The following is a 15,690-nucleotide window of genomic DNA, read 5'->3' as shown; positions in this document are numbered from 1 at the left end:
TGCTTTGTTCAAGTCCGCTGCAGCGGTGGCAGGTTTGAGCCAAAAACCATATGTGCTAAAAAACGCTGTCTAAAGGATGTCGACAATTCTAGGCTATTCATGACAAAACCGCGCAACCAAGCGCTTTGCGGCTGGAAGGCTAGCTTAGCTAATAAATGTGTAAAGGCGATGGTTTGTATCCGATCTTTTTGCCGGTTACTTTGATAATGCTTGAGTGCATCGCCAAAATAAATGGGCAAAGAATGATGTTTTAAAGATGTCACAAGCTGTTGTGCATCACGCAAACCCAAATTGAGTCCCTGACCCGCAATCGGATGTAGGGTTTGTGCGGCAGCACCCACTAATACAATACGCCCTTTTGCAAGATGCTTTGCTTCTTTAAGTGATAAAACAAATTGCTGGGTTACCTGAAAATGCTCAATATTCCCTAAGCGTTGCCCTAAAACTGCTTGCAATTGAGTTTGCAGCAATTGCATTTTTTGCGCCGCGATATCCTTTTGACGACGAATCCAAAGGAGGCGGTAATGTCCTGCATAGGGTAATAGTGCACAAGGTCCATAGGGCGAAAAGTATTCATAAGCAGCGTGGTAAGCAGGTTGCGAAAAAGTAACTTGTGCTGCAATGGCACACTGGTTATAAGGATGGATATGTTTGACTAAATCTGGTGCAATCGGCAAAGCTGTACTGCCTTCAGCAAGAATGGCTAAATCAGCAGTGAGGATTTTTTTTTGCCCTTGATGATGGATGAGAATATGCGCAACCTCGCCAACGTTGCGCACGATTTCAGCTCGATGGTCGTCGAATAATATACTTGTTTTCAACTGTTTTTGTAATAACAAATGGCATTGTTGGATAAGTATTCGGTATTCGACGACTGCACCTAGGTAGTCTAAGCCTAAGTCATGCTGTGTTAAGAGAGTTTTTCCCCACGAGGGATATTGAGCGATATCAATATGGTGAATATCGTTTGCTTGTAACTGAGCGCGATTAATTCCTAACATGTTGAATAGTCGCAAACTTTCCCAAGACAAAGCCAATGCCCGTGTTTCTAGCTTCTTTTGATTGCGTTTTGTCGCTTCAATTAAAACAACCTGATGACCTGCCTTAACAAGGCTAAACGCTAACCACATGCCAACGGGTCCTGCGCCAATAATAGCGATGTTCGTGTGAACAGGCAGTGCTTTATGATGAATCACGCATGAGTTCCTCAATGGCTTGTACAGATTTTGGGGCATCGTCTGCTGTGTAGACTTCGCAGCCTGTTTCAGTGACAAAGACATTATCTTCAATACGAATACCAATGTGATGGAGTGCGGCTGGAATATCGGGGTGTGGACGAATATAAAGCCCTGGTTCAACCGTTAAGCACATGTTAGGCACTAAACGCAGTTCGGGCTGACTGAATTTTTCACCAACATCATGGACATCTAAACCGAGCCAATGGCCGATGCCATGCATGTAAAATTGCTGGTATGTTTTATTCTCAATAATGTTATCAATGTTTCCTTTGAGCAGCTTTAAATCAATCATACCTTGTACTAACACGTTCAATGCAGCGTTCGCAATAGCTTGGCAACTTGCCTGAGGTTTGATTTGTTCTATCGCTGCTTGTTGCGCTGCTAAAACAATATCATATACAGTCTTTTGGATAGTACTAAAGCGACCATTAACGGGCACTGTTCTAGTAATGTCACTGGCATAACCTTGCCATTTGCAACCGGCGTCAATCAGTAATAATTCTCCTTTTCGAATCGGTGCATGGTTATGAGAATAATGTAATATGCAAGCGTTTTTGCCAGCAGCTACAATACTGTCGTAGGCTGTTTGTTTGGTGCCATGTTGCATGAATACATAGAGCAATTCTGACTCGACTTGATATTCATATTGGTCAGGCCGAATGGTTTTTATGGCCCATTGATGTGCTAATGCACTGATTTTACCCGCTTTTTTAAGACAACGTCTTTCTTCTTCATCCTTGATCAACCGCATCTTATCTAGGATATTTATCAAGTCCTGATGATGAGTGGTATCTTGCGAATAACTTCTTTTGGTATATTCTGTTAATTGATGATCTAAAGTTGGATTGCTGCCGAGTTGCCAATAAATCGGACGGTGTGGTGAGAGTATTTTAAGTAACTGATGATCTAACTGTGCTATATCATAGGCCTGGTCAAAACCATGTTTTGCTGCGACTTCCTGTGGGCTAGGCTTTGAACCGGACCACAGCTCGTCTTGTGGTTCTTTGTCAGAACCAAAAAAAATCGTACGGTTAGCATCAATATCCAATACAAATACGCTGTTATATTGCGTTAACCCAGTTAAATAAAAAAAATAATTGTTGTAGATATTGGTTGTTGTATAGCGGTTTTTAATGTCGCTACAATAATTAGATAAGATGACAACGCCACTCTTAAGAAGGCACCCAAGCTTTTCTCGGCGTTTTACAAAGAAATCCATAATCTCAACTCGGTTGATAAAAGTAGATAGTTGGTTTAGTGATTCTACTTTAAGTGATATATTATGATACGAGAAGTTTGGTTCCGTTGTGTAGCGAAAAAAGCACGGTTCTCGTGAGCTGCACGAAGGATGCGTAAATCAATTTTAAGGCGTCTAAGATGATGAAAACAGGAATTAAAGCAGGCCTATGTATCTTGTTGATACTATGCACAAGTAATTTTGTATTAGCCAAAGGCGTGAGCGCAAAGGATGTAACGGGTTACCTTGTTACCCTAGCAAAACCTGCAAACCGACTTGTTGTGCTAGCCCCCTCGCCTGTTGAAGTACTTTATGAGATTGGTGCTGGTGATAAAATTGTGGCAGCAGTGGATTACACGGATTATCCTGCTGCAGCAAAAAAATTACCACGCGTTGGCAATGCATTTAGCATTAGTTTAGATGCAGTTGTTCGCTATCAACCAGATTTAGTCGTGGCGTGGAAGAGTCAGGCGCAAGATAAGGTTGTTGAGCGATTGCGGGAACTGGGCATTCCAGTTTATCTGACTAACCCGGCAAAGCTAGAAGACGTAGCACAGGATATGGTGTCATTGGGCAAATTAACGGGCAAGCAGAGTATTGCTAACAAAATAGCAGCGCAATATCGCTCTCGCCTTAATACTTTACGCAAGCACTATGCGTACCGAAAACCGATCCGTGTCTTTTTACAGCTTAATGAATCGCCAATCTTTACAGTTAATGATAAAAACTTTTTGGGGCAGGTGATTCAAATATGTGGCGGACGCAATGTTTTTGGTCAAGCCACTGCATCCGCTCCCCAAGTAAGTCTAGAGGCTGTTATCCGTGCCGCACCACAAGCGATTTTTGGCACATTACTACAACGACTTGATATGTGGCTGAGCTGGCCTATGATTCCTGCAGTTGCCAATAAAGCACTTTATAGCTTACCTGACGATACCATTTCTCGACCGGGACCGCGTTTACCAGAGGGCATTGAAGTATTTTGCAAGAAAATGGATGAAGCCAGACAAAAGCTACTCACTAAGTAAAAAACCAATTGTGTGGGTTTTTATTAAAAAACATCATTTCTGGTGCAGTGAGTTTTGCAGTAGCTAAGCGTATGACTTGCCATGGATACTGTATCGTATGGGCCCTAAGCCATACTGGATCGCTATTCTTAGCAGATTACCGACCTTATTTTATTTAAGGACTTGAAAGCTTTGTGTAAGCGATTAAAAACAATGGGGTGCTTTTAGAAAAAGTGGTTGCTTTTTATCGGTGTGGATTTGAACTGGGATCGAAAAAGAACTTCAAGTTTTTGAAAAGAGTATTCTAAACCACTCAAATTTACTGATGGCTGGTTTATCTTTTGCAGATTAGCAAAAGCTCTTGAATGTTTATGCTAAAGCATGCTTAATGACTGACCGAGATATTGACTCTTATAAAAAACAATTGCGTTGCCAAATGCGTTTGCAACGACAAGTCTTATCAGCCTCATGGCGTCGCTATGCTGCTCAGAATATTGCCAAACAGGCAGATAATTTACTCAAGCGTGGACAACGTATTGCAGTGTACCGGGCTTATGGTTCGGAGTTGGATTTATTGCCCCTGATCAAGCGAGCTTTATTAAAAAAAGTGCAACTGTATTTGCCGCAAGTGCCCAAATGGGGTCGTCAGTTGCAATTTGTGCCATACTCAGCAAAGCAACTGTTACTTCACCCGTTCGCGAAATCTGTTCAACGTATCTATCCTTTTAAACGAGCACGACAGCTAGATATTTTGTTTGTGCCGTTACTGGCAGTAGATCATCAGGGATACCGACTTGGGCAGGGCGGTGGGTTTTATGATGCTTCCTTAAAGTTTCGGCAGTTTCACCGCTTGGCGCAAAAACCAATTGTCATTGGCGTATCTTTTACCTGTCAGTGCATTCAACATGTTCCGCACACAAACTGGGATATTCCTCTTGATGGGTTAATCACTGAGTTGAAGGTGACATGGTTTACAACAATTTGAAAAATTGAGGATTTGGGTAAAGCTGAAGATTTTTTTTAAGTTAAAATATTTGATAAAAAAGAAGAGTGAGATGAAAACGTTAGCCAAGCTAGCCATAGGATACGCAATACTATTAGCGACAATCTTGCTTGCTCTTACAGCAGATCATTAAAGACAGGAAATGAAAATGAAAACAGCATCCATAGTCCTAGCAGTCCTAGCAGTCGTAGCAGTCCTAGTGTCATTGAACTCAGGCGCACTAGAAAAAGCACTTAACTGCATTGCATTTCTTCTATTCTTTTCAGGCATAACAGCGGGTGCTATTGAAGTCTATCGTATTTATTCTAAAAGTGTGACGCTATCCACAGTAGAGAAGATTACCTGTATCATGGTTATTTGGGTATGCTCTTCTGCAATGTTTTATCTGTTTTTAAAAGCTTTAAAATTTATAAGTTATTCAATTTAGGATTTATATCTTATTGAGGAGAAGTGGGATGAAAGCAACAAACAAGAAGCCTGTTATGGTCAACTTTTGCGACCAGGGCTAGATAGGCTCATTTTTTCGGTATTTTTGATACCACCACCCTAGTAAAATAACGATCAAAATGATTAGTATTACAAAAGCTAACATACCCAATTGTGTGTGATATATCCACTGTGTAATCTGATCCATATTTCTTGCGCCATAAATGCCAAGATATACCCAAATAGGAACTGAAATTGTTGCGGCGATACTATCAATCAACAAAAACCGCCAGAATTTGACATGATGGCTGATGCCAGCGGTAAGAAAAATTACGGCACGAAGACCGGGCAAAAACCGTGCAGTAAAGAGGATTTGGTTGCTGTATTGCGCCGATTTTATTTTGGCTGAAGCAAGGCGTTTCTTGTTTAAAAGGTGCGCAACCCAAAACCAACGTTTGATGGTTTTACCAAATAGCGAACCCATTGTAAACACTAGGGTGTCGCCTGCCAGTACGCCAGATAAGCAAGCTATCAACATCACGTCTTCGCTAACATAACCTAATCCAGCGATGATGCCACCAGCAACTAAGGTGATATCTTCAGGTAGCGGTAAACCCAAACCACAGATAAGGAGCATGACAAAAACCGCAATATGTCCATATTGCGTGAAGAAAGGCAAAAGTAAAGATAGGGTATCCATAGGTTTATTAGTTAATCTGCTACTAACAGGCTTTGTGCGATTCTTTCTGCCCACTGTTTTGCTAGCGCCGCTTCAGAAGCTTCGACCATAATACGTAAGACAGGTTCTGTGCCAGAGGGCCGAATCACGACACGACCTGTATTAGCAAGCGCTTGCTGTGCAGCATTGACGACTACTTGAGTGGCAAGCTGCCAATTTTTACCGATAATGGGTACATTGATACAGCTTTGTGGGAAAGGTTTCCATTCTTGACGAATATCATTGAGATCTTGTTGCAATTGAGTCAATCCTGCAAAAACTTGTAAGGCTGAAATAATGCCATCACCAGTTGTGTGTTTATCGAGGCATAAGATATGACCTGATGCTTCTCCACCGATGGTCCAGCCTAAGGTTTGTAATTTTTCAAAGATATAGCGATCCCCGACGCTAGCCCGTTCAAAAGGAATACCAATTTGTGCTAGAGCAAGTTCCATGGCCATATTCGTCATGACAGTTCCGACAACTCCCTTTTTGTGTTGTTCTGTTTGTAATTTTGCTTTAGCAATAATATAGACAAGATAATCCCCGTTATAGATATGACACTCCCGATCAACCATAATTAAGCGGTCGCCATCTCCATCAAAGGCAAGCCCATAATCAGCCTTGTTTTCCAGTACGGCTGTTTGCAAGGTAGTTGGGTAAATGGCACCTACCTTATCATTGATATTAAAGCCAGATGGCTCAATACCTATGCCGATAACATCTGCTCCCAATTCATGAAATACTTTAGGGGCAATGTGATAAGTGGCACCATGTGCACAGTCAACGACTATTTTTAGACCGCGCAATGAAAAATAGTTTGGAAAACAGCTTTTACAAAATTCAATATAACGATCCGCGGCACTGTCCATTCTTCTTGCTCGACCCAGTTGGCAAGCAGGAAGGTTTGTCATCGGTTTATCCAGCATCACTTCAATTTCTTGCTCTAAACTTTCTGCTAGCTTTTGTCCATTGGCTGCAAAAAATTTAATCCCATTGTCTTGATAAGGATTATGTGATGCAGATACCACAATGCCAGCCGCTAAGCGCAAAGTGCGTGTTAAATAAGCCACAGCAGGTGTTGGTAAGGGCCCTGTTAATAGCACATGTATCCCCGCAGCAGTAAATCCTGCTGCTAATGCTGCTTCAATCATATAGCTGGAAATCCGTGTATCTTTACCAATGAGAACAGTTGGTAAGTGTTGGTCGTGATCTACTAATACGCGACCTGCTGCAAAACCGAGCCTTAAGGCAAATTCTGGGGTAATTGGAAATTGGCCGACGGTACCCCTAATACCATCTGTTCCAAAGTAGCGTTGCGCCATGCTGATGACATCGAATTTATTGATATAGTGCACATTGTAGAGGAAGTTACCATTTTACGATGTGCTTTTTTAGCGGCAGGCTAAATAAACTTCGATAGCTTGTTTTGTTGGTTTAACATCATGCACGCGTACCATGGTAGCACCTTGTTTGATCGCTTCAAGTGCGATGGCAATACTTGCTCCTAAACGCTCGCTGGGTACGGACTCCTTAGTGATTGTACCCAGCATTGATTTTCGAGAAAGTCCAGCCAATACGGGTCTACCAGTTATTTTTTGAATTATTTTGATGTGATGAAGTAAAGTCATATTATGCGAAAAGGTTTTACCAAACCCAAACCCTGGATCAACCAAAACACGCTCTGTTGCAATACCGGATTGCCAACAAGCTGCTACTCTTTCTTTAAGGTAATGTGATACGTTTTTGACAACATCTTGATAAGATGGATCACATTGCATGGAAGCAGGTGTGCCTTGCATATGCATCAAGCATATGCCGATTGTGGGAGCAGCGGCTAATATTTCCAAAGCGTGCGGATTTTCCAATGCGTGTACATCGTTAATCATGTCTACCCAATGGTTGTTGATTGTGTGAGCCATGACAGTAGCATGTCTTGTGTCTAACGAAATAGGAACCGACAAGGCTTGCAGTTTTTCTAGTACAGGACTTATACGATCCAATTCTTCTTGATGGTTAATGGGTTTTGCTTGCGGTCTTGTGGATTCACCACCAACATCGATAATATCAACGCCCTCTTCGACCATACGTTCTGCGTGAGCCATGGCTGCATCAACTAGATAAAAACGATTACCATCGGAAAAAGAATCAGGGGTAATGTTTAGTACACCCATAATTAAAGGGCGCGATAAGGCGAATTCAAAGCGACCACAACGAAAGCGGTCAGTTCTACATTTAGGGAATGTCATCCTTCCTCTAGGATTAGTGCTGTTAATGATTTTAAGAACGTTGATGGTTGCGATGCTGTATAAAAAGCGCTATTCCAACAATAATAAAGCCCAGTAGGGTTGTGCTAATCACAGCTGACCTGGTTTCTTCTCGAATTAACATCATGAGTGTGATCGCAATCATGCAAAAGATGGTTGCCCAAGTTAACCACGGATAAAACCAAGTTTTTAAGCCAATAGGCTGGTTTGCTGCTTCTAATTGACGACGCATTCTTAGTTGCGAGACAGCAATCACAATGTACATTAAGAGAATCGTAGCGCCTGTTGTACTCATGAGAAAACCAAAAACTGCTTCGGGAGCTGCGTAGTTTGCAATAACAGCGATGAAGCCGACAAGACTGGATGCTATAACGGCAAACTGAGGCGAACCATTTCGAGCAACCAACCGCATTGCAATGGGTGCGTGACCCCTTGTACTTAAAGAAAACAACATACGGGATGCTGTATAAAGCCCTGAGTTAAAGCAGCTTAATACCGCTGTTAAAACGATAGCGTCAATAAAGAAACCCGCATAAGGAATATCCATGCGTTCTAACACATAGCGAAATGGTCCAATGGTTATGAGGTTTGGGTCATTCCAAGGAATAAGCGAGACAATTACGGTCATTGAGCCGACATAGAGAATAAAAATCCGCCATATAATAGATCGACTCGCCATCGCAATTTGCTTAGCGGGATTTTTTGATTCTGCTGCCGCAATCGCCGCAATCTCGGTACCGATGAAAGCAAAGATCGTACTGAACATGGCTAAAATAACTGCACCAAAGCCATTTGGCATGAAGCCTCCCTTAGCAGTTAACTGTGCTATGCCTGATACGTTGCCATAAGGCCAAATGTTGATCATGGCACTAAAGCCTAATACTAAGAACGTGATAATGGCAACTACTTTAATGAGCGCAAACCAAAATTCAAATTCGCCATAATTTTTGACATTTAACAGGTTCGTTGCTGTTAAAAATAGCGTGATAGCTAATACCATAATCCAAACTGGAATAGCTGGAAACCAAGCGTGAAGAATGATACCAGCAATATTTGTTTCCATGGGTAATACCATTACCCATGTCCACCAATATAGCCATCCTATGGTGAAGCCTGCCCAAGGACCAATGGCGCGTTCAGCATAGACAGAAAAAGAGCCTGTATCAGGCGATGCAAAAGCCATTTCACCGAGCATGCGTGTAATGATCGTAGCTAAGCCACCTGCCATAATATAGGCAATTAATGCTGCCGGACCTGCCATATTGATGATGTGACCGGATGCGACAAATAAACCAGCGCCAATGACGCCTGCAATAGCCATCATCGTGACATGACGTTGTTCTAGCGAATGATCAAGTCGGACGGGTTGCGACATTAAGAACTCCGATTTTTTTAGTTTATGTTATAAATCTTGTATAAGGCAACTAGCCTACCATGTAGTATTATCAGAGACTGGAATAGTTACAAGAAAGGTGAAGTCTATTCTGGTAAAATATACTTACTTGCTTAGCAACACACAAGGCTTCCAAACCACCACCTTTTAAAGTCTCAATACATCAGCAACATTCTATCAAATTTAATTAAAATAGGTCTATTTTATCTTGTAAGTTGCTAATATCGCCACCACATAGGGTGATGCGTTCCCATTTTAACAACAGAGTACAACATGGCAAAACCGAACTACTATGAGGAGCTTGGTTTAACTTCCAGCGCATCGGACGAAGAAATCAAGAAAGCATATCGACGGCTCGCGATGAAATATCATCCTGACCGCAACCCTAATGACAAAAAAGCAGAAGAAAAATTCAAGGGCATTAAAGAGGCTTATGAAATACTCTCTGACCCTCAAAAACGCTCTGCTTACGATCAATTTGGGCAAGCTGGCCTTGACCAAAATGCGTCAGCGGGGTTTGGTCATTTCTCAGATGTATTCGGCGATATTTTTGGCGATATTTTTGGCGGTCGCAGTACAGGCGGAAATGCACATGCACAACGCGGAAATGACTTGCGTTATGACCTAGAAATATCTCTAGAAGAAGCAGCGAAGGGCTGCGAGAAAGCCTTGCATATTGCAGGTAGTGAGACTTGTAAAACTTGTCAGGGTAGCGGCGCAAAACCAGGTACCTCGCCAGTAACTTGTTCACATTGTCATGGGCATGGACAGATACGTATGTCGCAGGGATTTTTTTCTATTCAACAAACTTGTCCAGCTTGTCACGGTACAGGTAAGACCATTAAAGAGTTTTGTTCGGCTTGTCGCGGTAGTGGACTACAAAAGAAAGATTACACGTTCAATGTGAAGGTACCAGCTGGGGTTGATAATGGTGTGCGTATCAGGCTTTCTGGCAAGGGAGAGCATGGTGCAAGAGGTGGTGGTGCAGGTGACTTATATGTATTTATTCATATCAAGCCACATAGCATTTTTGAGCGAGACGGTATTGATTTGCACTGTACAATGCCTATTTCTTTTACGGTAGCAGCGCTAGGCGGCGAAATTGAAATGCCGACTCTAGATGGTCTTGCTAAAATGAAAATACCTCCCGAGACGCAATCTGGAAAAATTTTCAGACTACGCAACAAAGGGATTAAAGCAATAAATGGTGGTCAACAGGGCGATTTGCTGTGTCATGTTGTACTGGAGACACCTATTAAATTGACGGAGCGGCAAAGAGCACTTCTTGAGGAATTCGAAGCCATTTCTCAAGGCGTAAAAGATAACCAAAATCCCCTAACGCGTTCCTTTATGGATAAGTTGCGCCGTTTTTTTGGCTAACCAAGTAGATCCATCAGGCGTTTGTTTGGATAATACGCGATGCATCGCTCAAAAAACCAAGTTCGAATTATCGCCGGACAATATCGACATCGGTTGTTACGTTTTCCAGATTGTGATGGACTACATCCCACGTCAGATAGAACGCGCGAGACGTTATTCAATTGGTTAGGATCATTGAGAGGTTATTGTTGTCTCGATCTTTTTGCGGGTAGCGGCGCACTCGGTTTCGAAGCTGCCTCTCGTGGTGCAGATTACGTATTAATGGTTGAGCGTAATGCTCAAGCTGTAAAATACCTGAATGATAGTAAACGGGAGTTAGAAGCCAAAAATGTAGAAATCGTTATGGGCGATGCTTTGCTGCACATAAAACAGGAATCAAGACGGTTTGACGTGGTCTTTCTCGATCCCCCTTTCGGCGCAAATATGTTGCCTCGGTTATTGGATACTATACCCCATTGTTTAACGACTGGTGGTCAGGTATATATTGAGTCGGATACTTTACCTATTTTAGATCAGTGGCAGATTACTCGAACTGGAAAAAGCTGCCATACGCAATACGCATTACTAAAATTTATCGCAAATTCCTAATTTTTAGGTAGATAATGGGTAAATTAAGATTATACGGTTTGGAAATATCATGGCTTTAAAAATTACTGATGAATGCATCAATTGCGATGTTTGCGAACCAGAGTGTCCAAACAATGCTATCTCGCAGGGTGAAGCAATTTACGAAATTAATCCGAATTTGTGCACTGAATGCGTTGGTCATTTTGATCAATCACAGTGTCAGTCAGTGTGTCCAGTTGATTGTATTATTATTGACCCTGATCATGTTGAAACACCAGAAGCATTAGAAATGAAATACCGTAAAATTACCCAACAACTTACTTAAGTTTATGAAGTTGTAAGGTTTACTTGCCCATTTGACCTGCTATCTTGGCAAATGGTTAGGACACGGAAGATATGGGTTCAGTTTCAGATAGTTGACGATTAATGGTGTAGGCATTATGATGCCCCCTCGATTCTCATGGAGGGGTACCCAAGCGGTCAACGGGAGCAGACTGTAAATCTGATGGCTCAGCCTTCGAAGGTTCGAATCCTTCCCCCTCCACCAATCAATTCCTTTTGGGGTTCTGTTCCCTTTATTGCTTTTGGGATCTGCTGTTGGATTTTGGTGTCTATTTGGTACTGATCATCCAGTGGTTCTTAATTATGAGTAACAAAAGGGAAAAAATGATGAATGTTGTTGTATCTTGGAATGGCTGTAAAGGTTGTTATTGCCTTGCTTTACATCTCGTTAGGGCGCTTGGATTCAAAACCGTAGTATTACTTTGTGTGTAGATCGTAAGTGTTACTTAAGACCCGAAGGTACTAGCTTGCATTTTTTAATGGCACAAAGCAAGGCGATGGGGATACCCATTGTATTTTAGAGAAACAGCTTGGGGTAATTATCACAAAATTATGATTGAGCCTTCACAAAAAATTAAAGCGCAATACAGAACGAGAGCTTGTATTTTGGGTGATAGTATGATTGATTCACATCAGGCATTTAAGGTATTTAAAAAATCGGTATGTCAACGAACAGAACTGAAGGCTATATTATAACCTTAGGATATGTCCAGCGAAAATATTGCAAATAAACTTGTTACACAAAATCAAAAGCAAAATTTTTGTTGTGAGTAAAGTTATGGGCAATTGAGGATTTTTGAACTAAAAATTATGACCTATCGAAATATTGATTGGTTTTAAAATAAGAGCGGCAAACATAAAACATGAATAGTTCAAAATAGTTATTAATTGAATTATGTTGTGTTGCTATTTTTGCTAGCAATGCGATTTTTTTCAGTTTACCTTGGCTAATTTTTAGGTACTAAGCACTAAATGTTTTTGAGTTTTGCAAAAATCATGAAGAAATGCAGAGGAATTTTACTAAGTTTAGACGTTTTGATATGTGCTTATAAGTTGCTGTGTTCGGTTAGAATATGAAATTGGATTGAGAGTAAAATTACGCAAAAGTGGTGCTGGTATGTAAAGCGTATGAAGCGGAAAGCGGGTGTAGCTCAATGGTAGAGCAGAAGCCTTCCAAGCTTATGACGAGGGTTCGATTCCCTTCACCCGCTCCAGTTCCGGCCAAAGAATGCTTAAAAAAATTCAATTGGGTATTGATGTTCATAAAAAAATATAGATTCAGCGGTTTTGGAAATAGTACAATTAACACTTGTTAAGAAGGATCCCCCCAAATGGCTAAAAACAAATTTGAACGGACAAAACCCCATGTTAATGTGGGTACTATTGGTCATGTTGACCACGGTAAAACAACCTTAACGGCTGCCATCACAACGATTTTATCCCGCCAGTTTGGGGGGGAAGCCAAAGGTTATGATCAAATTGATAATGCCCCAGAAGAAAAAGCAAGGGGCATTACCATTAACACTTCCCATGTGGAGTATGAAACAGCGGCTCGTCACTATGCCCATGTGGATTGCCCAGGTCATGCTGACTATATCAAGAACATGATCACAGGTGCCGCACAAATGGATGGAGCCATATTGGTGGTGTCAGCTGCCGATGGACCCATGCCTCAAACCCGTGAGCATATTCTATTAGCCCGCCAAGTTGGTGTTCCTTACATTGTGGTCTATCTGAACAAATGTGACATGGTGGATGATGCTGAATTATTAGAATTGGTAGAAATGGAGGTGAGAGATCTGCTGACTTCCTATGAATTTCCTGGGGACAAAATTCCCATGATCAAAGGCTCTGCTTTAAAAGCCCTAGAAGGAGATAAAGGTGAACTGGGTGAGCCCTCCATCCTCCAACTAGCAGAAGCCCTCGATCAGTATATTCCTAACCCAGAACGTGTTTTAGACAAACCCTTCTTACTGTCTATTGAAGATGTATTTTCTATTGCAGGACGAGGAACGGTTGTGACGGGTCGTGTAGAGCGTGGTATTGTCAAAGTCAGTGATGAGCTTGAGATTGTCGGCCTAAAAGACACCCAAAAAACAATTTGTACAGGTGTTGAAATGTTCCGTAAGTTACTAGATCAAGGCCAAGCTGGAGACAATGTTGGGATTTTATTACGTGGCACCAAGCGTGAAGAAGTGGAAAGAGGACAAGTATTGGCTAAACCTGGTACCATTACCCCCATACAGCTTTTGAAGCTAAAGTGTATGTGTTGTCCAAAGAAGAAGGGGGTCGACACACGCCGTTTTTTGCCAACTACCGTCCACAGTTTTACTTTAGAACAACCGATGTGACAGGTGCCATTAAATTGAAAGCTGGCGTTGAAATGGTTATGCCAGGCGATAACATTGAAATGACGGTAGAACTCATTGCTCCCATTGCTATGGAAGAAGGCTTACGCTTTGCTATCCGAGAAGGTGGTCATACTGTCGGAGCAGGAGTGGTATCTAAGATTATTGTGTGAGGGGTGGTGATAGAGGTCAGTAGCTCAATTGGTAGAGTATCGGTCTCCAAAACCGAGGGTTGGGGGTTCGAGACCCTCCTGACCTGCCAGATGGGACTAACTGGTAAAGCGCCAGTTAGTTTTTTGTTGCCAGCTACCTGAGGCTTTGTATGAAAATTAATATATCGGATAAATTGAAAGTCATTCTAGCGCTACTTTTAGTGTGTGCCGGATTTACGCTGTTTTATGTATTTCCGACAATGCAAATTGCCTGGCGTATTTTAGCTATCATGATGCTGTTGTTACTTGGTATCCTTGTGATGAGCCAGGCGAATGCTGGCAAGGCATTGTTATCTTATGTCAAGTCTTCCATTGAAGAAGGTCGAAAGGTAGTTTGGCCAACTCGACAAGAATCTTTGCGATTAACCTTATTGGTGTTTGTGTTTATTTTGCTTTTGTCACTATTTATGTGGCTGATTGACTCGCTGTTATTTTGGGTATTTAACGATCTACTGTTGCGACGGGGCTGAGGATGGCAAAACAATGGTACGTAGTACACGCTTATTCTGGTTTTGAAAAAAGCGTGCAGAGACTGTTGCGTGAGCGTATTGAGCGGGAAGAACTGTCCGATCAATTTGGCGAAATTTTGGTACCTGTTGAGGAAGTAGTGGATATAAAAGACGGCCAACGCAAAATTTCTGAGCGCAAATTTTTCCCAGGATATGTGCTGGTTGAAATGGAAATGTCGGATGAAACTTGGCATATTGTCAAAAGTATTCCCAAAGTAACAGGATTTATTGGCGGTACGAGCAATCGACCTTCGTCCATTTCACAACAAGAGGTAGATGCCATTACGCAACGTATACAAGACGGTGTTGAAAAACCAAAACCAAAAGTGCTATTTGAGGTTGGTCAACGTGTACGGGTAATTGAAGGACCCTTTAACGATTTTGATGGCATTGTTGATGAGGTAAATTACGAGCGCAGCAAAGTGCGTATTTCTGTTCAGATATTTGGTCGAGACACGCCCGTAGAGTTGGGTTTTAACCAAATCGAAAAGCTGTAATTGAATAAGTATGTGTTGATACTTTTTGATTAAAACGTTACAATCAGAAGATTTACCGTTCAATGGTTTTTGGGTGGGTAGTTTATTGCATCCCACCTGATCAGGAGCCTTTCGTGGCAAAGAAAATTTTGGGGTATATAAAACTACAAGTACCAGCTGGTCAAGCCAATCCTGCACCACCTATTGGACCAGCACTAGGGCAGCGTGGGCTGAACATTATGGAGTTTTGCAAAGCTTTTAATGCTAAAACTCAGAACCTGGAACTGGGATTGCCTATTCCGGTCTTAATCGCTGTGTATGCGGATAAATCTTTTGATTTTGAATTAAAAACACCCCCAGCGTCAGTATTGTTGCTCAAAGCCGCTGGGTTAGCAAAAGGCAGCCCACGTCCTCATACAGATAAGGTAGGGAAAGTTTCGCTAAAGCAAGTGGAAGAGATTGCGCATACTAAAAAAGTTGATTTAACTGCCGTTAATTTGGCAGCAGCAGTCCGTACCATTGCTGGTTCTGCACGATCAATGGGTATTGAGGTGGAGGGCTTATAGT

At 41.9% G+C, this 15,690-nt stretch carries 15 protein-coding genes, 3 tRNA genes and 1 pseudogene; 13 read left to right on the top strand and 6 right to left on the bottom strand.

What is annotated here, in order from left to right:
* Window positions 1-8 precede the first annotated feature (8 nt).
* Entirely contained in the window at window positions 9-1,196 is a 1,188-nt protein-coding gene (locus tag IPK86_04010) for an FAD-dependent monooxygenase (GenBank protein QQS16582.1), read from the bottom strand.
* Window positions 1,183-2,457: an aminopeptidase P N-terminal domain-containing protein gene (locus IPK86_04005; GenBank protein ID QQS16581.1), complete on the bottom strand. Its 1,275-nt coding sequence runs from the start codon at window positions 2,455-2,457 to the stop codon at window positions 1,183-1,185. The genes IPK86_04010 and IPK86_04005 overlap by 14 nt, the downstream gene beginning before the upstream one ends.
* A 158-nt stretch (window positions 2,458-2,615) precedes the next feature.
* On the opposite strand from IPK86_04005, the gene IPK86_04000 reads away from it, so the two are divergent.
* The 3 genes from IPK86_04000 (at window position 2,616) to IPK86_03990 (ending at window position 4,912) form a co-directional block, all read left to right on the top strand.
* A complete protein-coding gene (locus IPK86_04000; protein QQS16580.1) occupies window positions 2,616-3,503 on the top strand; it encodes a cobalamin-binding protein in 888 nt (295 codons plus the stop codon).
* Window positions 3,504-3,843: 340 nt separating this feature from the next.
* Complete coding sequence (locus tag IPK86_03995; protein ID QQS16579.1) at window positions 3,844-4,467, top strand: 5-formyltetrahydrofolate cyclo-ligase; 624 nt, start codon at window positions 3,844-3,846, stop codon at window positions 4,465-4,467.
* Between the two features lie 166 nt (window positions 4,468-4,633).
* A complete protein-coding gene (locus IPK86_03990; protein ID QQS16578.1) occupies window positions 4,634-4,912 on the top strand; it encodes a hypothetical protein in 279 nt (92 codons plus the stop codon).
* 78 nt (window positions 4,913-4,990) lie between these two features.
* Here the strand turns inward: IPK86_03990 and IPK86_03985 are convergent, their stop codons facing one another.
* The 4 genes from IPK86_03985 to IPK86_03970 all read right to left on the bottom strand — a co-directional run bounded on the left by IPK86_03985 (window position 4,991) and on the right by IPK86_03970 (window position 9,271).
* Window positions 4,991-5,611 carry a DedA family protein gene (locus tag IPK86_03985; GenBank protein ID QQS16577.1) on the bottom strand — a complete coding sequence of 207 codons (621 nt, stop codon included), beginning with the start codon at window positions 5,609-5,611 and terminating at the stop codon, window positions 4,991-4,993.
* Window positions 5,612-5,622: 11 nt separating this feature from the next.
* On the bottom strand, window positions 5,623-6,954 hold the full coding sequence (gene glmM, locus IPK86_03980; GenBank protein ID QQS17072.1) for a phosphoglucosamine mutase: 1,332 nt from the start codon (window positions 6,952-6,954) through the stop codon (window positions 5,623-5,625).
* A gap of 69 nt (window positions 6,955-7,023) precedes the next feature.
* Entirely contained in the window at window positions 7,024-7,878 is an 855-nt protein-coding gene (folP, locus tag IPK86_03975; protein ID QQS16576.1) for a dihydropteroate synthase, read from the bottom strand.
* 31 nt (window positions 7,879-7,909) lie between these two features.
* On the bottom strand, window positions 7,910-9,271 hold the full coding sequence (locus IPK86_03970; protein ID QQS16575.1) for an amino acid permease: 1,362 nt from the start codon (window positions 9,269-9,271) through the stop codon (window positions 7,910-7,912).
* 291 nt (window positions 9,272-9,562) lie between these two features.
* Here IPK86_03970 and dnaJ point away from each other — a divergent pair, with 291 nt between their 5' ends.
* The 10 genes and pseudogenes from dnaJ (at window position 9,563) to rplK (ending at window position 15,689) form a co-directional block, all read left to right on the top strand.
* Window positions 9,563-10,669 carry a molecular chaperone DnaJ gene (gene dnaJ / locus IPK86_03965; protein QQS16574.1) on the top strand — a complete coding sequence of 369 codons (1,107 nt, stop codon included), beginning with the start codon at window positions 9,563-9,565 and terminating at the stop codon, window positions 10,667-10,669.
* Between the two features lie 39 nt (window positions 10,670-10,708).
* The gene (gene rsmD / locus IPK86_03960) at window positions 10,709-11,257 is read left to right on the top strand and encodes a 16S rRNA (guanine(966)-N(2))-methyltransferase RsmD (protein ID QQS16573.1); all 549 of its coding nucleotides are present in this window, start codon (window positions 10,709-10,711) and stop codon (window positions 11,255-11,257) included.
* A 49-nt stretch (window positions 11,258-11,306) separates the two neighbouring features.
* Window positions 11,307-11,561 (top strand): YfhL family 4Fe-4S dicluster ferredoxin, encoded by a 255-nt coding sequence (locus IPK86_03955; protein QQS16572.1) that lies wholly within the window; start codon window positions 11,307-11,309, stop codon window positions 11,559-11,561.
* Window positions 11,562-11,698: 137 nt separating this feature from the next.
* Window positions 11,699-11,783, top strand: a tRNA-Tyr gene (locus IPK86_03950).
* A gap of 935 nt (window positions 11,784-12,718) precedes the next feature.
* A tRNA-Gly gene (locus IPK86_03945) sits at window positions 12,719-12,792 on the top strand.
* A gap of 117 nt (window positions 12,793-12,909) precedes the next feature.
* Window positions 12,910-14,099 (top strand): annotated as a pseudogene (tuf, locus tag IPK86_03940) (elongation factor Tu).
* 13 nt (window positions 14,100-14,112) lie between these two features.
* A tRNA-Trp gene (locus IPK86_03935) sits at window positions 14,113-14,188 on the top strand.
* A 60-nt stretch (window positions 14,189-14,248) separates the two neighbouring features.
* On the top strand, window positions 14,249-14,608 hold the full coding sequence (gene secE / locus IPK86_03930; GenBank protein QQS16571.1) for a preprotein translocase subunit SecE: 360 nt from the start codon (window positions 14,249-14,251) through the stop codon (window positions 14,606-14,608).
* A 2-nt stretch (window positions 14,609-14,610) separates the two neighbouring features.
* Entirely contained in the window at window positions 14,611-15,144 is a 534-nt protein-coding gene (nusG, locus tag IPK86_03925) for a transcription termination/antitermination protein NusG (protein QQS16570.1), read from the top strand.
* Between the two features lie 113 nt (window positions 15,145-15,257).
* Window positions 15,258-15,689 (top strand): 50S ribosomal protein L11, encoded by a 432-nt coding sequence (gene rplK, locus IPK86_03920; GenBank protein QQS16569.1) that lies wholly within the window; start codon window positions 15,258-15,260, stop codon window positions 15,687-15,689.
* Window position 15,690: the final 1 nt, after the last annotated feature.

The organism is Neisseriales bacterium, from assembly GCA_016699915.1.
Taxonomy (GTDB): domain Bacteria; phylum Pseudomonadota; class Gammaproteobacteria; order Burkholderiales; family Q3-R57-64; genus Q3-R57-64.
The sequence above is the reverse complement of the archived record's forward strand: the minus strand, read 5'-3'. Positions and strand labels throughout refer to the sequence as shown.